Source organism: Pseudomonas putida (assembly GCF_026625125.1).
Lineage (GTDB): Bacteria > Pseudomonadota > Gammaproteobacteria > Pseudomonadales > Pseudomonadaceae > Aquipseudomonas > Aquipseudomonas putida_X.
In genome coordinates, this window is sequence record NZ_CP113097.1 from 1,562,631 (window position 1) to 1,580,080 (window position 17,450).

At 54.1% G+C, this 17,450-nt stretch carries 12 protein-coding genes; 1 reads left to right on the forward strand and 11 read right to left on the reverse strand.

What is annotated here, in order from left to right; translation table 11 throughout:
- Positions 1 to 35 precede the first annotated feature (35 nt).
- Both OSW16_RS07150 and OSW16_RS07155 read right to left on the reverse strand, forming a co-directional pair.
- Positions 36 to 980: an NAD-dependent epimerase/dehydratase family protein gene (locus OSW16_RS07150; RefSeq protein ID WP_012313303.1), complete on the reverse strand. Its 945-nt coding sequence runs from the start codon at positions 978 to 980 to the stop codon at positions 36 to 38.
- Between the two features lie 52 nt (positions 981 to 1,032).
- Positions 1,033 to 2,142, reverse strand: coding sequence for an acyltransferase family protein (locus OSW16_RS07155; protein ID WP_267823903.1), 1,110 nt, complete (start codon positions 2,140 to 2,142; stop codon positions 1,033 to 1,035).
- A gap of 254 nt (positions 2,143 to 2,396) precedes the next feature.
- On the opposite strand from OSW16_RS07155, the gene OSW16_RS07160 reads away from it, so the two are divergent.
- Positions 2,397 to 3,329 (forward strand): KpsF/GutQ family sugar-phosphate isomerase, encoded by a 933-nt coding sequence (locus tag OSW16_RS07160; protein WP_267823905.1) that lies wholly within the window; start codon positions 2,397 to 2,399, stop codon positions 3,327 to 3,329.
- 120 nt (positions 3,330 to 3,449) lie between these two features.
- On the opposite strand, the gene rfbC is transcribed toward OSW16_RS07160, so the two are convergent.
- From rfbC to OSW16_RS07205, 9 genes are all read right to left on the reverse strand, one after another.
- Positions 3,450 to 3,998 carry a dTDP-4-dehydrorhamnose 3,5-epimerase gene (gene rfbC / locus OSW16_RS07165; protein WP_267821885.1) on the reverse strand — a complete coding sequence of 183 codons (549 nt, stop codon included), beginning with the start codon at positions 3,996 to 3,998 and terminating at the stop codon, positions 3,450 to 3,452.
- The gene (rfbA, locus tag OSW16_RS07170; protein ID WP_267821887.1) at positions 3,998 to 4,888 is read right to left on the reverse strand and encodes a glucose-1-phosphate thymidylyltransferase RfbA; all 891 of its coding nucleotides are present in this window, start codon (positions 4,886 to 4,888) and stop codon (positions 3,998 to 4,000) included. Before rfbA ends, rfbC begins: the two co-directional genes overlap by 1 nt.
- Complete coding sequence (gene rfbD / locus OSW16_RS07175; RefSeq protein ID WP_267821889.1) at positions 4,885 to 5,790, reverse strand: dTDP-4-dehydrorhamnose reductase; 906 nt, start codon at positions 5,788 to 5,790, stop codon at positions 4,885 to 4,887. Before rfbD ends, rfbA begins: the two co-directional genes overlap by 4 nt.
- A complete protein-coding gene (gene rfbB / locus OSW16_RS07180; protein ID WP_267821891.1) occupies positions 5,787 to 6,863 on the reverse strand; it encodes a dTDP-glucose 4,6-dehydratase in 1,077 nt (358 codons plus the stop codon). The genes rfbD and rfbB overlap by 4 nt, the downstream gene beginning before the upstream one ends.
- A 379-nt stretch (positions 6,864 to 7,242) precedes the next feature.
- Positions 7,243 to 9,402, reverse strand: coding sequence for a hypothetical protein (locus OSW16_RS07185; protein ID WP_267821893.1), 2,160 nt, complete (start codon positions 9,400 to 9,402; stop codon positions 7,243 to 7,245).
- Positions 9,403 to 9,469: 67 nt separating this feature from the next.
- Positions 9,470 to 11,281, reverse strand: a complete 1,812-nt coding sequence (locus tag OSW16_RS07190; RefSeq protein ID WP_267821895.1) for a GT99 family glycosyltransferase N-terminal domain-containing protein — start codon at positions 11,279 to 11,281, stop codon at positions 9,470 to 9,472.
- The gene (locus OSW16_RS07195) at positions 11,278 to 12,333 is read right to left on the reverse strand and encodes a glycosyltransferase family protein (protein ID WP_267821897.1); all 1,056 of its coding nucleotides are present in this window, start codon (positions 12,331 to 12,333) and stop codon (positions 11,278 to 11,280) included. Before OSW16_RS07195 ends, OSW16_RS07190 begins: the two co-directional genes overlap by 4 nt.
- Before the next feature lie 53 nt (positions 12,334 to 12,386).
- Positions 12,387 to 14,813, reverse strand: a complete 2,427-nt coding sequence (locus OSW16_RS07200; RefSeq protein WP_267821899.1) for a glycosyltransferase family 2 protein — start codon at positions 14,811 to 14,813, stop codon at positions 12,387 to 12,389.
- A complete protein-coding gene (locus OSW16_RS07205) occupies positions 14,813 to 17,371 on the reverse strand; it encodes a glycosyltransferase (RefSeq protein ID WP_267823907.1) in 2,559 nt (852 codons plus the stop codon). The genes OSW16_RS07200 and OSW16_RS07205 overlap by 1 nt, the downstream gene beginning before the upstream one ends.
- Positions 17,372 to 17,450: the final 79 nt, after the last annotated feature.

The following is a 17,450-nucleotide window of genomic DNA, read 5'->3' on the forward strand; positions in this document are numbered from 1 at the left end:
GGAACGTGCCAACAGGCACGTTCCGCTGGCCCCGCCTAGCCTTTGAGCAGTTGCGCCAGCCCCACCTCGATGGCGGTAGCCCGAGGCATTTCGAACCCACTGAGCAAACGCTGATTATTGGCCCTTGAATGGCGAATGTCGCCTGCGCGTGCTGGCTGATAGCTGACCTCTGGCAGCTTGCCCAGGACCTGCGCCAATGCTGCCAGGATCTGATTCAAAGAAGTCGCCTGGTTCAAGCCGACATTGATGGCCCCTTCGGCCACCGGCCCCGACTCCAGCCCTTGTACCAGCAGCTTCACAAGATCGCTGACGAAGAAGAAGTCACGGGTCTGCTCGCCGTCCCCGAATACCGTAATCGGCAGGCCTTTTTGTGCGCGCTCGGCGAAAATGCTGATGACGCCCGAGTAAGGCGAGGACGGGTCCTGGCGTGGGCCATAGATATTGAAGAAGCGGAATACCACAGGGAGCAGCCCGTGCTCGCGGCGGTAAAAGTCCATGTAGTACTCGCTGGCCAGCTTGTCGGAGGCATAAGGCGTCAACGGCGCTTTGGGCGTGTCTTCATCGATGGAGGCCCCTTCACCATTGTTGCCATACACTGCGGCACTGGAGGCGAACACCACCCGTTTCACACCGCAAAGGCGCATTGCTTCACACACATTCAAGGTGCCAATGAAGTTGCTCTGATGAGTACGGACCGGGTCGTCAACAGAAGCCTGCACTGAAGCGACCGCCGCCAGGTGTACGACACCCGCACAGCCCTTTACGGCGTGGGCCACCAGCGCGGCGTCGGCCACGTCGCCTTCGATCAGTTGCAGGTTAGGGTGTGACAGCGGCAGGTTGCTGCGCTTGCCCGTGGACAGGTTGTCCAGCACTCGTACCGCATACCCTTTGGCAAGCAGTTCATCGGTCAGGTGAGAGCCGATAAAACCGGCACCGCCCGTGATCAGGATCGGTGCTTCAGGCGTCAAGGTTGTCGACATACTAGGTTCCAGGCTCGAATGAGAGAAAGCGTTATAGGTGCCAGGCGCGGCCTCAGGCGGGTGCGCGCATGCCCGATTGTCCAGTGCCTGACAACCGGCTGGCGCGCAAATAGCGTTGAGCGGGCCGCTCGAACCACCGGTGGCAGGCCAGGCTCATGGGTATCAGCAAAGCGAAGAACAGCAGCATCATCCACGGCTGATAGAAAATTTCGCGGGAGTAACCCAGACTGTCGAACGTAAGGGCAAAGGCTATTTGCAGCGGGAAATGCAGTAGATAGGACGCATAGCTGATATCACCCACCCACCCAGTGCTGCGCAACAACCCTGGCCAGTGCAGGCCAGCGGCGGCCAGCATGGCCAAGGTGGCAGGCAAGCAGAGGCACATGACTAGGTAAGTGTTCACCGATTTGGCGAGCAGTAGCAACGCCCAAGCTCCCAGTGCCACGCTGGTACACACCAACAGTGCGACGCCGCTACCGGCCCAACGCCGCAATTGCCAAAGCATAGCGTAGGCGATGCCACCGATATAGAAGCACAATAAACCACTCCCAATCTTGTAGCTGCCGGGGTAGAGCAGCAGGCCCAAAGTACAGGCCGCAGCGGCCAGCAACCAGCGCCAACGGCCCGCCAGGCAGATGGCGAAGAATGACGCATATAGCAGTACTTCTACCGAGACCGACCAGATCGGCGCATTGAACGACCAGCCCTTCTCCAAGCCCCATGCTGGCGCAAGCAGCAAGTTGAGCAGGGCGTGATAGCTGTCGTTGAAGGGGTAGACAAAATAGCTGGCGTGGCTAGCCCAATAGGCCCACTGAAGCGCCGCCACCCCGGCAAACGTAAGCAAATGCAGCGGGTAGAGCCGGCTGAAGCGATCCACAGCGAAACTGCGCAGCGACACTTTACCCGTGGCGATGCCTTGGGCGAACAGCCAGAAGAACACAAACCCCGAGATCGAGAAAAATAGCTGCACGGCCAGGCCGCCATATTGATAAAGCGGTGTCAGTGCCGCGAAAAAAGGCTGGCGTGTGCCCTCGAAGCCCGCCGGGCTGTCGCCGACGTAGAAGAAATGTTGCCAATGCCAGAACACGACACAAAGCGCGGCGATACCTCTTAAGGTATCCAAAGTATAAAGTCGAACGGCCGGGAGCAAGGAAGCATGCATTTGCGGAATCACAGGCGGGCAAAAGAGAATGCTGTCACTGCCAGCGGGAGGCTGTCAATCTGGGGCCAAGAATCAGGACCTCGCCCATTGAGTTTTGCATGGTACACCAAGCCACCGCCCTGTGAGAGTAGTTCTGGTGTTCACTGATCCAGACAGCGTTCTGATAAGCAATGTTCAAACGCCAGCGCTTTGCATCGCGAGGAGAAAACCTTACCATTGTCACTTCGGATCAACCCTCTCCTTCATGGAAGAATATGAATCACCTCTCCATTGCTAAAGAAGCACTGCTTGCACAAGCTAAAGCTGTAGAGACATTAGCTGAGCGACTGAATGAAAGTTTTCAACGCGCCGTCGAACTGCTGCTCTCTTGCAAGGGTAGAGCCGTTGTATGCGGGATGGGTAAGTCAGGGCTTATCGGCCAAAAAATGGTCGCTACTTTTGCTTCGACAGGCACGCCCAGTTTTTTTCTCCACCCGGCTGAGGCGTTCCACGGCGACCTAGGTATGCTGAAGCCAGTCGATGTGCTGATACTCATTAGCTACAGCGGTGAGACCGAAGAGCTAATCAAGCTGATCCCCAGCCTAAAGTCATTTGGTAATAAATTAATTTCAATAACTGGCAATGGAAATTCCACACTTGCCAAACATTCGGATATTTGGCTGGATATTTCCGTGGAGCGCGAGGTGTGTCCGAACAACTTGGCGCCTACCACCTCCACGCTAGCGACCATGGCCATGGGCGACGCACTTGCTGTTGCGTTGATTGAAGATATCCAGTTCAAGCCTATGGATTTTGCTCGTTACCACCCGGGCGGCAGCCTCGGTCGTAAATTGCTAACTCGCGTAAAAGATGTTATGCACTCTCCAGCCCCAATTGTGGGGCGGGAAACGAGTTTTCATGATTGTCTGCTGGCAATGACCCAAAGCAGGCTAGGCCTTGCGATTGTGATGGAAGAGCAGCGGTTGGTTGGTATCGTGACGGATGGCGACCTCCGCCGTGCACTGCTTGAGAACGAACGGATTGTTCGGGAAAAAGTTGCGCAATTCATGACAGCTAAACCGCACACCATAATCGAAGATGCGCAGTTGTCCGAGGCGGAGCTATACATGCGCGAAAATAAAATTAGAGCACTCGCGGTTACGAATAGTCAGGGTGGGGTGGTAGGGGTTGTTGAAATTTTCGATTGATCATGTCTTCAGGAAAGACGCCTGCTGAATGAATTCAGTGCTTTTGATAGCGACTTAGCTCAAGCGCTTATCATACAGGCGCAGAGGCTCTACGAAGTCCGTAGAGCCCCCAGCCTTTTATCAATCGAATAAGTCCGAGTCGCTTAATGCCAAACCAAGTTGGTCTTTTCCAGATAGGCTAGGCACAAAGTCGATTGGCCACTCGATACCGATTTCTGGATCATTCCAAGCAAGGCAGCGCTCGCTGCTAGGTGAGTAGAAATCGGTCGTTTTGTAGAGAAACTCGGCTGTATCGCTCAAAGTCACGAAGCCGTGGGCAAAGCCTGGCGGAATCCACAGCTGGTTCTTGTTCTCGGCGGAAAGCACCGCACCAACCCACTGGCCAAAAGTAGGGGAGGAGCGGCGGATATCCACCGCCACATCGAACACTTCACCTTGTACTACACGCACCAATTTGCCTTGGGCATGTGGCGGCAGCTGGTAGTGAAGGCCGCGTAGCACGCCTTTCACAGAGCGGGAGTGGTTGTCCTGAACGAAGTCTGGTTGCAGGCCGGTGACTTCATTGAAGACATTGGCGTTGAAGCTTTCGAAGAAAAAGCCACGCTCGTCACCGAAGACCTTGGGAGTGAACAGAAAGACATCCGGGATGGCCAAAGGAATAGCGTGCATCAGAAGACCTTTTCTTTAAGCAAGTTTTTAAGGTATTGACCATAACCGTTTTTGAGCAATGGCTGAGCGAGGCGTTCGAGTTGTTCGGCGTTGATCCAGCCGGCCCGGTAGCAAATCTCCTCAGGGCAGGCGACCTTCAGCCCTTGGCGGCGCTCCATGGTTGCAATGTACTGGCTGGCATCGAGTAGGCTGTCGTGGGTGCCGGTATCGAGCCATGCATAGCCGCGTCCCATGATCTCGACCTGCAGTTGACCTTGTTGCAGATAGAGATTGTTGAGATCGGTGATCTCTAGTTCTCCACGGGCCGACGGTTTAAGCCCGCGTGCCAGATCGACGACCTGGTTGTCATAGAAGTACAAGCCGGTGACCGCGTAGCTCGACTTCGGCACCTTGGGTTTTTCTTCAAGCGAAAGCACACGTCCGCTGTCATCGAACTCGGCAACCCCATAACGCTCTGGGTCTTGAACGTGATACGCGAAAACCGATGCCCCCCTTTCACGCTCGCCGGCACTTAGCAGCAGCGATTGGAAGTCGTGGCCGTAGAAAATATTGTCGCCAAGCACCAGTGCTGATGGGTTGTTACCGATGAAATCCGCGCCAATGGTGAAGGCTTGCGCCAAACCGTCCGGGCTTGGCTGCACAGCGTACGAAAGATTGATGCCCCACTGACTGCCGCTACCCAGCAGCTGTTCGAAGCGCGGGGTATCTTGGGGGGTCGATATGATGAGGATGTCGCGAATACCCGCAAGCAGCAGCGTGCTCAGCGGGTAGTAGATCATCGGCTTGTCATAAACGGGTAAGAGTTGCTTGGAAACGGACAGCGTCGCTGGATGCAGCCGCGTCCCAGAACCACCAGCCAGAATGATCCCTTTACGATTGGTCGTGTTCATTTGTTAAGAGCTTCCATAAGCATACGGGTGACACCACTTTGCCAATCCGGCAAGTGCAGAGAGAAAGAGTTCCGAAGTTTCGCAGTCGACAGCCGAGAGTTCAACGGGCGCTTCGCCGGAGTGGGGTACTCGGTTGTAGCAATCGGGTTGATTGCTTCAACGGCAAGCGTTTCACCTTGGTCGCGGGCAAACGCGATCACATCGCAGGCATAAGCGTGCCAGGTTGTCTCGCCGGCTGGTGCCAGGTGGTAGATGCCAGCCAGTTCGGGCTTGTGCAGTGCTTGCTGTAATGCGGCTACCGCAACGTCGGCCAGCAAGTCTGCACCGGTCGGTACGCCAACCTGATCAGCGATCACGTTGAGGGTTGCCCGGTCCTTCGCAAGGCGCAGCATGGTTTTAGCGAAGTTGTTGCCGCGGGCGGCGTACACCCAGCTTGTACGGAAGATGAGGTGCTTGCAGCCTGATGCCTGGATCAACTGTTCGCCTTCGAGCTTGGTTGCACCGTAGTAGTTGACCGGCGCAACAGGGTCGGTTTCCTTCCAAGGGGCCGAGCCACTGCCGTCGAAGACGTAGTCGGTGGAGTAGTGCACCAGCCAGGCGTCGAGACGCTTGGCCTCTTCTGCCATTACCTGGCTCGCCAAGGCATTGACCGTGTGAGCAAGCTCGCGCTCGCTTTCGGCTTTATCGACGGCCGTGTAAGCGGCTGCATTGACGATTACCTGGGGTGCCACACTGCGGATGGTGGCGCGCAGGCCTTCAAGATCCGACAAATCGCCTGCCAATTCTCCGTAGGGGGTAGACGCCCGATGTCGATCGAGGGCTACCACTTCGCCCAACACGCTGAGCGCCCGCTGCAGTTCCCAGCCGACCTGGCCGTTTTTACCCAGCAGCAGAATCTTCATGCCTTACCCGCACGTGCGTTGTAATTTGTGTCGATCCATTGCTGGTAGCTGCCGCTTTTTACGTGAGCGACCCACTCTGGGTTGTCCAAGTACCACTGCACCGTCTTGCGGATGCCCGACTCGAAGGTTTCTTCAGGCACCCAGCCCAGTTCACGTTGGATCTTGCTGGCGTCGATGGCATACCGCAGGTCATGGCCCGGGCGGTCTTGCACGTAGGTCAGCAGGTCGACGTGCGGGCGGAATGCCGACTCAGGGCGCAGTTCGTCAAGCAATGCACAAACGGTACGCACCACCTCGATGTTCTGCTTCTCGTTATGGCCGCCAATGTTGTAGGTCTGGCCTACTTCACCTTCGGTAACTACCTTGTACAGCGCCCGGGCGTGGTCTTCGACGTACAGCCAGTCACGGATCTGGTCGCCTTTGCCGTAGATAGGCAGCGGCTTGCCTTCCAGTGCGTTGAGGATGACCAGCGGGATCAACTTCTCGGGGAAGTGGTACGGGCCATAATTGTTCGAGCAATTGGTAACCAAGGTCGGCAGGCCGTAGGTACGGGCCCATGCGCGGACCAAATGGTCGGAACTGGCCTTGCTGGCTGAATAGGGCGAGCTTGGCTGGTACGGTGTGGTCTCGGTGAACAGGTCTTCCGGGCCTTCAAGGTCTCCGTACACTTCGTCAGTGGAAATGTGGTGGAACCGGAATGCCGCCTTGCGCGTATCATCCAAGGAGCTCCAGTACCCACGCGCTGCTTCCAGCAGGTTGTATGTGCCGATGATGTTGGTCTGGATGAATTCGGACGGGCCGCTGATCGAGCGGTCGACGTGCGATTCTGCGGCCAGGTGCATCACAGCGTCAGGCTGGTGCTCGCGGAACACCCGGTCGAGTTCGCCGCGGTCGCAGATATCGACGCGCTCGAATGCATAGCGCGTGTCTTGGTCGACCGACTGGAGCGACTCCAGGTTGCCGGCATAGGTCAGCTTGTCGACGTTGATGACCGAGTCATCAGTGTTCGAGATGATGTGACGTACAACTGCCGAGCCAATGAACCCGGCACCACCGGTTACTAAGATCTTCACGAGAGTTTTCTACCTTGAGGTTCTGACAGAGTCTACAAGCTTTGTCTGAGTCAATGCTTAAAAGCCGTCATACAAGACGCGTTTTCTAAGTGTACTCGATAGACTCCTGTATTCGATAAGTTCTGTCAATTATTGATATTTTTTTGTGCGCTCTGGTCAGTGCGGCTATTTGAGAGGGCACTGAGAATTACAGCCGTGAGCGATGAGCTTGAGTCTGTATGGCCCCGGCTTGAAAAGCAGATACACGCGAATGAGGAATAATTCAAATCGTTCATAGCTATTTTTACCTCGTTATTTTCTGGGGTAAAGGCTTATTTAGTGATTCCAACGCTGGCTTGAAGCTGCCACCAGAGCGGATGCTGGCTGTGAAATAAGTACCCTAAATTATATCAAACACTTTCGTTAAACCTGTTATGGTCGGATACCCAAAGGGACCAAGCTCAATGTCCGAGTCAGAAATATCAATGGTATGCGACGTACGGGTTGCTGAGTAGTTTTTGTTGTGTAGAGACTGAGGGGTTTCTCTTCTGTTGATGATGGTCTGCGCACAACTAGCTTCCCAGACAATATGACTCGCAGCGCCATGGATCCAGTCTGCTAATTGCTCCAGCGCGAACGGAATTGTGGGCTGTTTACCATCGTCGGAGATAAAAACCTTGAAGTGTGAGTGATGTGAGATTGCTGCAACATTGACACTTTGGGCGTGGCCGATTTGAGGGTTGATACTAACTATTTTTATGCCGATTTTTTCAATCTTCTCTAGGCCTGATGGGCCTAAATAGCGAAGTAGAGTATCAAGCCACACACTCTGGCCAAAAATTAGTATTGGAGTATTTTTGCGTCTGACCAGCTGGGCGGCAGAGTCGAAGATTATACGCTCTACGTCGCGAACTGCTTTGTTGAAGGAAGTGCGGGCGTCAGTATTATAGTAAAAACAATTGGTGATCATGAGGTAACCAATGTGCGATGGATGCGAGCTAGGATCGATAAATAGTCGCATTGCTTCATGCATTGGTAGTTTCAGTAGCGGTGAGAGGTCGATAAGTTTCGCAGTGGATACATTTGCTTGAATATCAGCCAAATTCCAGTGCGGATGATTGTAGGCTTTAGCTTTGATATGTCGTCCGGCTAAGCGGTCCTGTACCTGCCTGCAAAAAAGGTCCCAAAAAATAAAATGTATTTTATTGTTGAATGTTTTGTCCCAAGCAGATATGGCTGCGAGGCTTCGCTTTAGCATGAATTCATCGTTCTCTGGTTTAATGGCTTTTGCATTAATTCCAGAGTGGTTGGGCAAGAAAAGGGGTAAAGAGTCCCTTGCAGGATGAAGCGATATTTCGTTGCCGAACCGGAAGTCCCCGACCATAAGCAATATTTTGGTATCGTCGGAGCACGCTTTCTTTGTTGATTCTAGTAGTCGCTGGGACCAGACCGGTGCGCCCCCGAAGCCAATCAGGTCACTTTCCTGAGGAGGCCTTGTCAAAAGCCCGTTCTTGACATGCTGACCCCACCTGACCATATGTGATGGTCCGACGATTTTCTTGGCTTGTGCAGTATCATTAAAGAGATAGTTGAGGAACTTTTTAGATGATATAGCGCTGGGTGAGGTTATCGTTCTGAAGGCGTTTAGGAAGAGAGGGGACGGCCTCGAAACGGCATTATGGGTGTATGAGTAGAGTTGAAAGGCTGGCGCGTTTATATCTGACGCAACATTTGCCAGGTAACGTTCGGCGTTGCCCGTCAGAACTATGTCGGGACGTATCAGTTCGACCATTTCTGCATGGTAGTAAGGCGTACGCAGAAATACAACTTGCTGAAAGATTTTGGAAAGGTGTGGCAGCATCAGTCGGAAAAATGAGTCGCCAAATATTAGAATTTTCTTGTCGGTTGTGGCTTCGGGGCTGAAATAAATATCAATTTGACCATTATTGGATGTGCCATTGCTGTTGAATTTAGTGTGGTTCCAATGGGGGTTGATTCTAATGGACTCTTGGTAGAGCGGGGGTGAAAATTTATTTCCGAGGTCGCCGGTTGTCTTTGTCTTTAGATTGATGCACTCCTGGATTTCTCGTAGTGCAACAGGTGCGGCTAAGCCAATGATGTCTAAGATTCGCGCAAGCACAACGAGGGTGCCAGAGTCTGATAGGTGAGTGTCAAGCTTGTCGTATGACAAGCGACCGAGCGTTTCATTCAGAAAATCCGCAGGATAAAGAACGAGGCCATGAAGGCCGTCTTTTCTCAAGAAATCTACATACTTGTCGCCTAGCCTGGACATCGTTTCTATTGGGAATTCTGATGCTAATACTGACTGCTTGTCCGGGAAAATGACATGCAGGTATTTGCATTTTGCCAAGCTAGAGATATATGCGCGCCGGGAGATGTTGAGCTTGAAGTTTTCAAAGGACTCGATCGTCGGAGTGGTCTTTTCAGTTATATAGTCTAGTACTGTGTGATTGCCTCCGATCAAATAAGCTAATCCACAGGTGGTTAGCAATACATCATTGTGGATTAGATATTTTTCGGTCTGTGATGTGGATGCCATTTTGATGTCTCGCTAAAGCACTTGTCCCGTTGCCTGAGCGCTACAGGGCAACGGGATGTCTGATCGATTATTTTGTAATTGAACCCAACTTGCCGTTAATGACGAACATTGTATTGTCGGATGTTAGTAGTGCTATGTTGTAGCCGGAGTTGGATGTAAGGTTTCCCGGCAATTCAATCCTAAATCCGCAATTGGTCGGGAACGTGCGAATAGACGAATTTGCAAGATTGCGCAGGTAATCGGCGGTGTCAAGCCGCGGGACTACTGTATGCTTGTGCGATAGCACTAAATTATCTTTGAAGACGAGTACTAAGGCTGCCTGCCTTAGTTTGTCATCTATCGCCCAGCCTTCAATTTTCGTAGTGTCTTTCTTTTCTTCATTAGGAGATATTACGTCAATATTGCCTATGAATAGTTTTTCAAGAACTTTAGCGGAGCCGGCAATCAGAGGTCGTCCTGCCTCTTGTGCCGTGATAGTAGCCACGCCGTTTTTGATGGTGATACTTTTGTTTGAAGCGGCCAATAACTGGAGGTTTCCGAAGATTTCACCAGGTACTAGGTCTGAAACCTCTTCGTGTATGTTTTCGCCAAGCCAGTTAATGCCGTATTTGAATTTTTTAACCCAGTGCTCCCAGTAGGTTTCTTGGGTGGGAGTGATCTGAAGCTGCTTCATTTCCTTCAGGAAGTACAAAATATCAATAATGGGTTTGCCTGTGCCAATAGCATCCTTACTAATAAGGAAATGGCCGGACATGAAGTTGAAAAGTCGTCTTGCATGGCTTGTATTGTCAGGGATGTCTGCAAGTTTGCGAATATCTGCCAGGCTGACTTTTAGTCTGCCGTTGATGTCATACATCGCATCCCCTAGAATCAGCGCTCTTTTTCCTAAAAGTAGAGCTTCATATCCTACTGAGCTATTGATGGTGCATACAAACGCCGCTTGTGATATGAGGCGAAGTGATCGCGTGATTGTGACTGCACGATCCAAAATTGTCACATTTTCAACGAATGTACGGGCGTAAATTAGCGCTTTTGTTTCTTCAATCAGATTATAAGGGCGGCTTAGTGACCCAGGATGAGGCTTGATGATTACGTGATAACCTTGTTCGGTAAATGCTGGTAGGACTTTTTCGAGGAAATCAAGAGGTCCCTCGAAGTCTGAGTTTTTGATGGTGTTGAGGTCGTCCGCGAGTTGTAATGGAACATAGATGTAGGGGAACTTTGTTGATGCGCTTATTTCGTCAGGTACCGCGGTGTATGGCACATCAATAATGCCAATGCCATCAGGATTGTTCTCGAATCTGCTCTTAGGGCCCAGCCAAGTTTGTACGGGGTAGTTTTTCAGGGGCAAATTGTCAATGTTAGCCTGTCTCACTGCAGCGTTGCCATTTGTGCCTGCAGTATCGAAGTACATTGTTTCAACGAATGGGCCTCGGGTTGGGCCTAACTCGCCATGTAATACTATAATGTCATTTGCTGTGCAGAACTTGCGGACAGCCCCATTCTCTGACCATAAAACTATCGCCTCGAAGGGGTATTTTTTGTAGATTCTTTCTAGTATTGATAAATAAAGCTCTGAAGCCTCGCCAATACCTTTTGTTAGCTCTATCCAGGCATTGATGTTATCTTTTCCCCAGGCTGATTTGTAGTTTTCGATCTCTTTCGATTCGATGCCTGTAGGTCGCTCGCAGATCATTGAGCCCTGAGAAACTTTGCTACAGATCAGATCGATAACAGCATTATTGGAGAAAACGCGCAGGTCGAAAGAGCTTGAATCAATTTGTTTTAACAGTGATTCGGCTAAATATGTTCCTATACCCGAAAATTCTTCGAAGCTATCGCGGACAGGATGGGGCTCGATGTAAAGGAGGATTTTCATTGCTCAATAAACTCGCTGATCCATTTGGCAGTTTGCTTGTCCGAAGAAACTTCAGTATCTACGGACCTGGCTGCATCTTCTAATTCATTCTCGGAATGAGTAATAGGCTCTAGAAGAGCTTGTTGCCATTCTGCTGAGGTCCTGCACTTTCTCAAAAGGATGGATTCGAATCGATCAATGTCGGGAATCGGGCTGCCAATCACTGTACAACCAGATAAGGCCGCCTCAAAAAATTTGAGGCCGCTTTTGCATTGATTAAATTCAGTCTCCTCCAAAGGGCCAAGAACAAATTTGCTTTTGGCCATTAGGTTGGGGAGTTCGTGAAATGCGACGTAATCAGCCTTATATATTTGATCCGCGTATCTAGTTAAGGTATTTGGAATTTTTACCGGGCCGGCTATCATAAGTTTAAATGATGAGTCAGATGCCAGTGCCCTTTGGAGAGGCTCCTCAATCATCTGCAAATCAGGGTTGTGTGAGGCTGTGCCGGGAAAGTAGGCGAATGTGTAAGGACGATGAGAGATTGGGTTTCGCTCCCTCACCATTTCTGAAATGCCGGCGAAAGTTGGATCCACACCGTTATGTATAACAACAGATTTTTTTGCAGAGAAAAGCCTGGACAGATAGTCGGCTAGCGGGACAGTGGACGAGCTAAATTGAGTGAATAGAGAGGCCGCACCAGCAATCTTGGCTAGGCTCTTACTTACGGTTGAGACGTTTTCTGAGCGAGTTCTAACTGCTGGGGTTTCGATGGCATGAATTACGCTGAAATTCAGGTCGTCGAAGTCAGCAATAAGCCTCTCTGTAGGCATCGATAAAATGAATTCAGCCAGTTCAGCTGTCAGAGCCGGTCGGTGAAATACAAAATAATCATAGTTAGAAAAGAATGATGGCTGTTTTTGGAATATGGCTTGTGTGGTGCACGCAGTAGGAAAGCCTTTCGCCGAAAGACTTTGAGCGAAATTAAAACACCGATATCGTGTTGACGGGTCGTAATAAGGTCTCGCATGTCTTGAAGTGTTTGATACGAAAAGTACTGATGGATTTTTCATTTTCTTTTAACGTTACGTCCAAGGAGGCTCATTAGTGTTCTGGTTGCGAAGCTTCACTTGAGTGAAGTTCTGCTGACTAATAGAGCTTTTGATGTTAAATGCTGTTTGCGTTTTTTTACTGAATAATGCTGCATGGCAAGGCCGCCATAGGGGCCGCTTAGATAGTCTGTGCTAAGTGAGCAGTTATAAAAAAGGTCCGAGTATCCAGCTTGGGTCCAGCGGCCTATAAAATTACGCTGCTCACGCTGAGCTCTATTCATTTTTTCTGGTGTTTGGTCCTTTCCTCTGCTGGCTGACTCAGCATGAATCAATTGCGCGAACGCGGTCCAAATCACGTGCATGCCCAACTGTCGGATGCGTAAGCACAGATCCACATCATTGAACGCTACCGGAAAGGCTCTTTCGTCTAAACCACCCACTTCTTCGAAAATCTCTCTGCGCACTAACATGCATGCCGCAGTAACTGCGCTTTGCTTACGAGTGATTTGATTCAGCCCGAGATAACCAGCGTCACGCTGTTCGAGATTGTTACCAGTGTGCGCCGCCAGGCCGTTAATGCCGACAACAACTCCACCATGTTGGACCATGCTATTCGGCCAAAGTAGTTTCGCGCCCACAGCGCCGACACCCGGTCTGTAAAGTTGCGCTACCATTTCTTTCAACCAGGCACTTTTTTTAACCTCGATGTCATTGTTGACGAGGCCGATCACTTCACCCGTGGCAATGCTCGCCGCACGATTGTTGATGGTCGAATAGTTAAACGGGTAGGGGTGTGCCAGTACGGTCACGCCGCGTGCCTTGATATCCTCGAAATAAGCCAAGGTGTCGGGGTCGCTCGACTCATTGTCGACAACAATGATTTCGAGGTTTGGATAATCTGTGTCGTTTAACAACCCTTCAACACACGCGTGCAACAGCTTGAATTGGTCCCGGGTAGGTACGATCAAGCTCACCCGCGGCAGTTGCTCTGGCAGAGGCCAATGCGCCCTGAGCAGTGCGGGGTAGTCCTCCACACGGCTCACTGTCGTACCAGGGGCCAATTCTTGGCAGAGCCACTCGATGGCACGCAGTCGTTCGGACGATGGCTCTGCCTGCTCGGGGCTGGCTGGCGCATTGTTGGTACGGTGGTAAAGCACTCGGGGCAAGTGCACCACACTCGCGTTGCTCTCTTGGGTGGCCAATGCAATCGCGGCAACCAAGTCATGCCAGCCTACCGCAGATTGTTCGGCACGCGCTGTCAACAGATTCAATGCCTGCTTGATGATGTCTGCGCCGAATATTGCTCCTGGAGTGAAGATATCCGCACCGATGAACAGGTCAATGTCCCACACTGGCTTCAGCCAAGGGAGGCTGCGCTCACCTTGTGGGCCGTCACGATCGCAGTCTGCAAATGCCCAGGCACTGCCATCGTCCAGCAACGCACAAAGGTGCGCGAGGGCCAACGGGGCCAAGCGATCACCTGCCGCCAAAGGTAGAATTCGATCACAACCCTCTGCCAACAGTTGCTGCACGGCGGGTGCCAAATCGGTAGGGGAGGCGATGGCGACTTGATGTACGTTTGCACGGTCAGTACCCAGGCTTTCAAGGCTGGCCTTTTCCTGCTCGCAATCCCCTGCGCTGATGATCAGCAAGCCGACCTTGCCTTGCATGGCAGGCTTGTCCAGGCCCTCCAGGCGCTGAAACGCCTCAAACCATTGCGGGTAAAGATGCCACCCTGCGCTTTTGGGCAAGCGCATTGACTGCTCTTTGGCCACTTCAGTGAGCAGGGCGATGGTTGCCGGATCCTGCTTCGCATCCAGCTGCCGAATCAAACCCTCTACGCCTTCCGGCCAGCAGCACAGGCGAATCGGGCTGCCGGCAAGCGGTTGCCCGCGATCATCGACTACATCCAGCACATGCACCTTGCCATCGGCCAACTCCCACGGCAGGTCAATGGCAAAGCCGTGATCGCTGGTATCGCGATACGCCAGTGCCTGGTTATGCACATTGCAAGTCGCAGTGCAGATGACCTGATTCCCTTCGCGCACAGTCACTTCAACATGACGGCGTGGTGATTGCGGGTCCCATGACCAGCCACCTACGCGTAGACCACCGGTGTGCCACACCTGCGAGGTAATGGCCGAAGCTTCCTGGCTGGGAGCAGCAGGCAAATGTACCTGGCCTTCCAGCTCGAATGCCTGGTTGGCGATGCGTGCCGTAATCACTCGCGCTTCGTCCAGCCAGCTTTTGCGCAGCTGAACGGTGAACCCATGGAACTGATCACCCACTGGGGCGAGTGGTTCGTATTGGTCTGCACGCGCCAAGGCGACGGTCGCGCCGTCGATAAATACTTCCACCACCGGGCGCAGTTCCGGCTGGGCGGTATCGATTGCCCAGCCTTGCAGCACATCCCCCTGCAGGCCAATGATGGCCCCGGTGTAACCGTTAAGTTGGACGGGTTGCTGGCCCGCCTGGGGCTTTTCCAAGAGGTCTTGAGTCATCAGGCTTGGCTCAGTGAAAAGGGTAGGGAAGTGGTTGGGCTCGCGCCGGCTTCGGCGGCCAGCGGGCTTGGGCTCGCAAACAGCGGGGCGGCCAGTTCGTCGGCCAGCAGCGCTGCCTGCCAGTCCGCGCCGGGGGCGTCATCCAGGCTTAGCACGCCGCCACAGCCTGCAGCTACGGCGCGTTCGGCCAGGCTGAAACCGTGCAGGGCCGGCAGCCGGTAGACGGCGCCCGTAGCCTGGAGTGCCTTCAGCCAAGGGCTGTCGTCTTTGGCCAGTAGTACGAGCGGCAACTGGTCGCTGATGATCTGCCGTGCCAGGGCCAGCCAGCGTTGGGCAATTGCCGGGTTGCTCAGGCTGTCACCAATCAGCAGCACGCGTGGCGTATCTGCCGAGACTGGTGGGTGTTCGGTAGGGCCTGGCAATACGAGGTTCGCCTTGGGTAGGGCCCTGGCGTAGTCGCGGTGCAAGGCTTGCCATGGCAGCTGTACGCTTGTGGCATTGTGAGCGAAGTGCTGCCAGTCGAACGCTTCATCCTGGCTCAGCAGCCGGCTATCGCGGCAAATGATGCTGTAGGGCATGCCCAGAAGGGCAGGCAGCTCGCACAGGGTGACGGGGCAGCGCGCCAGTTGCTGGTAAGCGATACCGTTCAGCGGCAGCAGGCGCAGTGCCTCGACCAACTGGGGGTATTCGCCCGGCAGTTCGAAGTCGAGGGTCAAGGGCAGTGGCTGCAGTGGGGCTTGCAGGGTCGCCCAGGTGCGATGGTGCTCATGGCGCCAGGCGAGGTTGAATGCCGCGTCGCTGTGTGAGCCGTTGTGGATGTGCAGCGTTTCGCCGGGGCTGGATGTTGCGCATTGCTTGAGGGGGGATGGGGCGGCTGAGGGCCTCATCGCCGGCAAGCCGGCGCCTACAGTGGGCTCGCCGGTTTGGGTTGGCCAGTGGGCTTGGCGGGTATCGGGGGGCAGGCTGGTCAGCTTGGCTAGGCGCGCTTTTTGTAATGCTTGGCGGGCCGGTTTGATCGGGTCGCGCAGGCAGAAGGTGTTGTAGCGGGCGGAGGCGTCTGGGTAGCGTTTGCGCAGAATAGCGTTGTTGTGGGCCACGCGCAGGGCCTTTTCGGCGCCGAACGAGATGCCGCCCTGGTGCGCCACGAACACATTGGGCGCGCCCATGTGCCGCCAGCCGTGCTCGCGGGCGCGCAGGCACCAGTCGGTTTCTTCGCCATAGCCACGCGCAAGGTGGACTTCGTCCAGGTAGCCCACCTGGTCCAATGCCTCGCGCTTGATGTACAGGCAAAAGCCACAGCCGGTTTCTATTTCCATTGGCGGGCTGTCGGTTTGGCGGGCCAGGTCATCCAGTTCGGCTTGCGCTTTGGGGCAGGGCATGGCGTGGCTCACCCGGCTCTGCGGGAAGCTCATCAACTCGCCATTGTTGGTGAACGGGGTGACCGAGGCGATGCTGGCATCGCTGTAGGCCACCTGACGCAGGCGGTCGAGCCAGGCGCCATGCACGCGGGTATCGGCGTTCAGCCACACCACGTCCTTGTTCGGGCTCAGGGCCATGGCGCGGTTCATGCTGCGGATGAACCCAAGGTTCACGGCATTGTGCACCAGGGTGATCTTACCTTTGGCGGCCAGCACTTTGAGTGCCTTGGCCAGGGCGGGCACGGGGGTCTGGTCTTCGATCACCACCAGCCGGTGCGCGGTGCGGTTGAGCTTGCGCGCCTCCAGTGCGCTGTTGATGCATTCCAGGGTTTCGTTGAGGCCGTCATACACGGGGATCAGCACGTCGACTGGCTGCTGTTCGCCGCCGCCGTTCACGCTGGCGGGCGGCACGAATGCCGGCATCGCGAAGACGGGGCTGCCGAGCAGTGCAGTGCCGTTGGCGAAGCGCAGGTGTACTGCCGCAGTCACGTTCGGCACGCTCACCCGCAAGCCGCCATGGGTGGCAGGCAGCCCGGCGGCGCTCAGCAATGGGTGCTGGGCAGTGGCCTGGGTGTCGAACTGCTTGCCGTTGGCTTCGATTTTCAGTGCTGCCGGTGCCTGCAGGTTGGCCAGGTCTATGGCCCAACCTTGTATCTCCCGCTGTTCGGGCAGGTAGCGCACCACGCCGACCGTGCCGGGCGCGTCAGGTTGCGCGGCCAGCAGCTTAAGCACCTGTGCCAGTTCCTGGCCGGTGTGAATGTCAGGCAGGTGGGCAAGCACCATGCGGCGCAGTTCGGCGGGAGTTTCCGATTGGCTGCGTGCTTGCCACAGCGTCATGCGCAGGGCGAGGTCATTGGGCTGGGTTTTCCAGGCCGTGGTCAGGTAGCGCGTGGCGAGTTTGAAGTGCTTTTGCGCCAGCAGGCTGCGGCCGATCAGGGCGTGGATGTCCGCCCGGTCGGGTAGTGCCTTGGCGGCATTGGCAAAGAATAAAAAGGCCAGCTCAGGCGTTTGCGGCAATGCCGCGATGCCTTTCCACACCAATGCTTCCGGCCGGTACTCGGCGGTTTGCATGGCACGCTCGAGTGCAGCAGCCGCTAGGCCCTGCTCGTTGGCTTGGCGGTGGCGGTGGAACATGTCCATGAGCGTTTCTCGCCCATGGTCGAGGTGTCTGGACATAAGCTTGGCTTGGCTACAAAAAATAAAAAGAGGGGCGACCCGA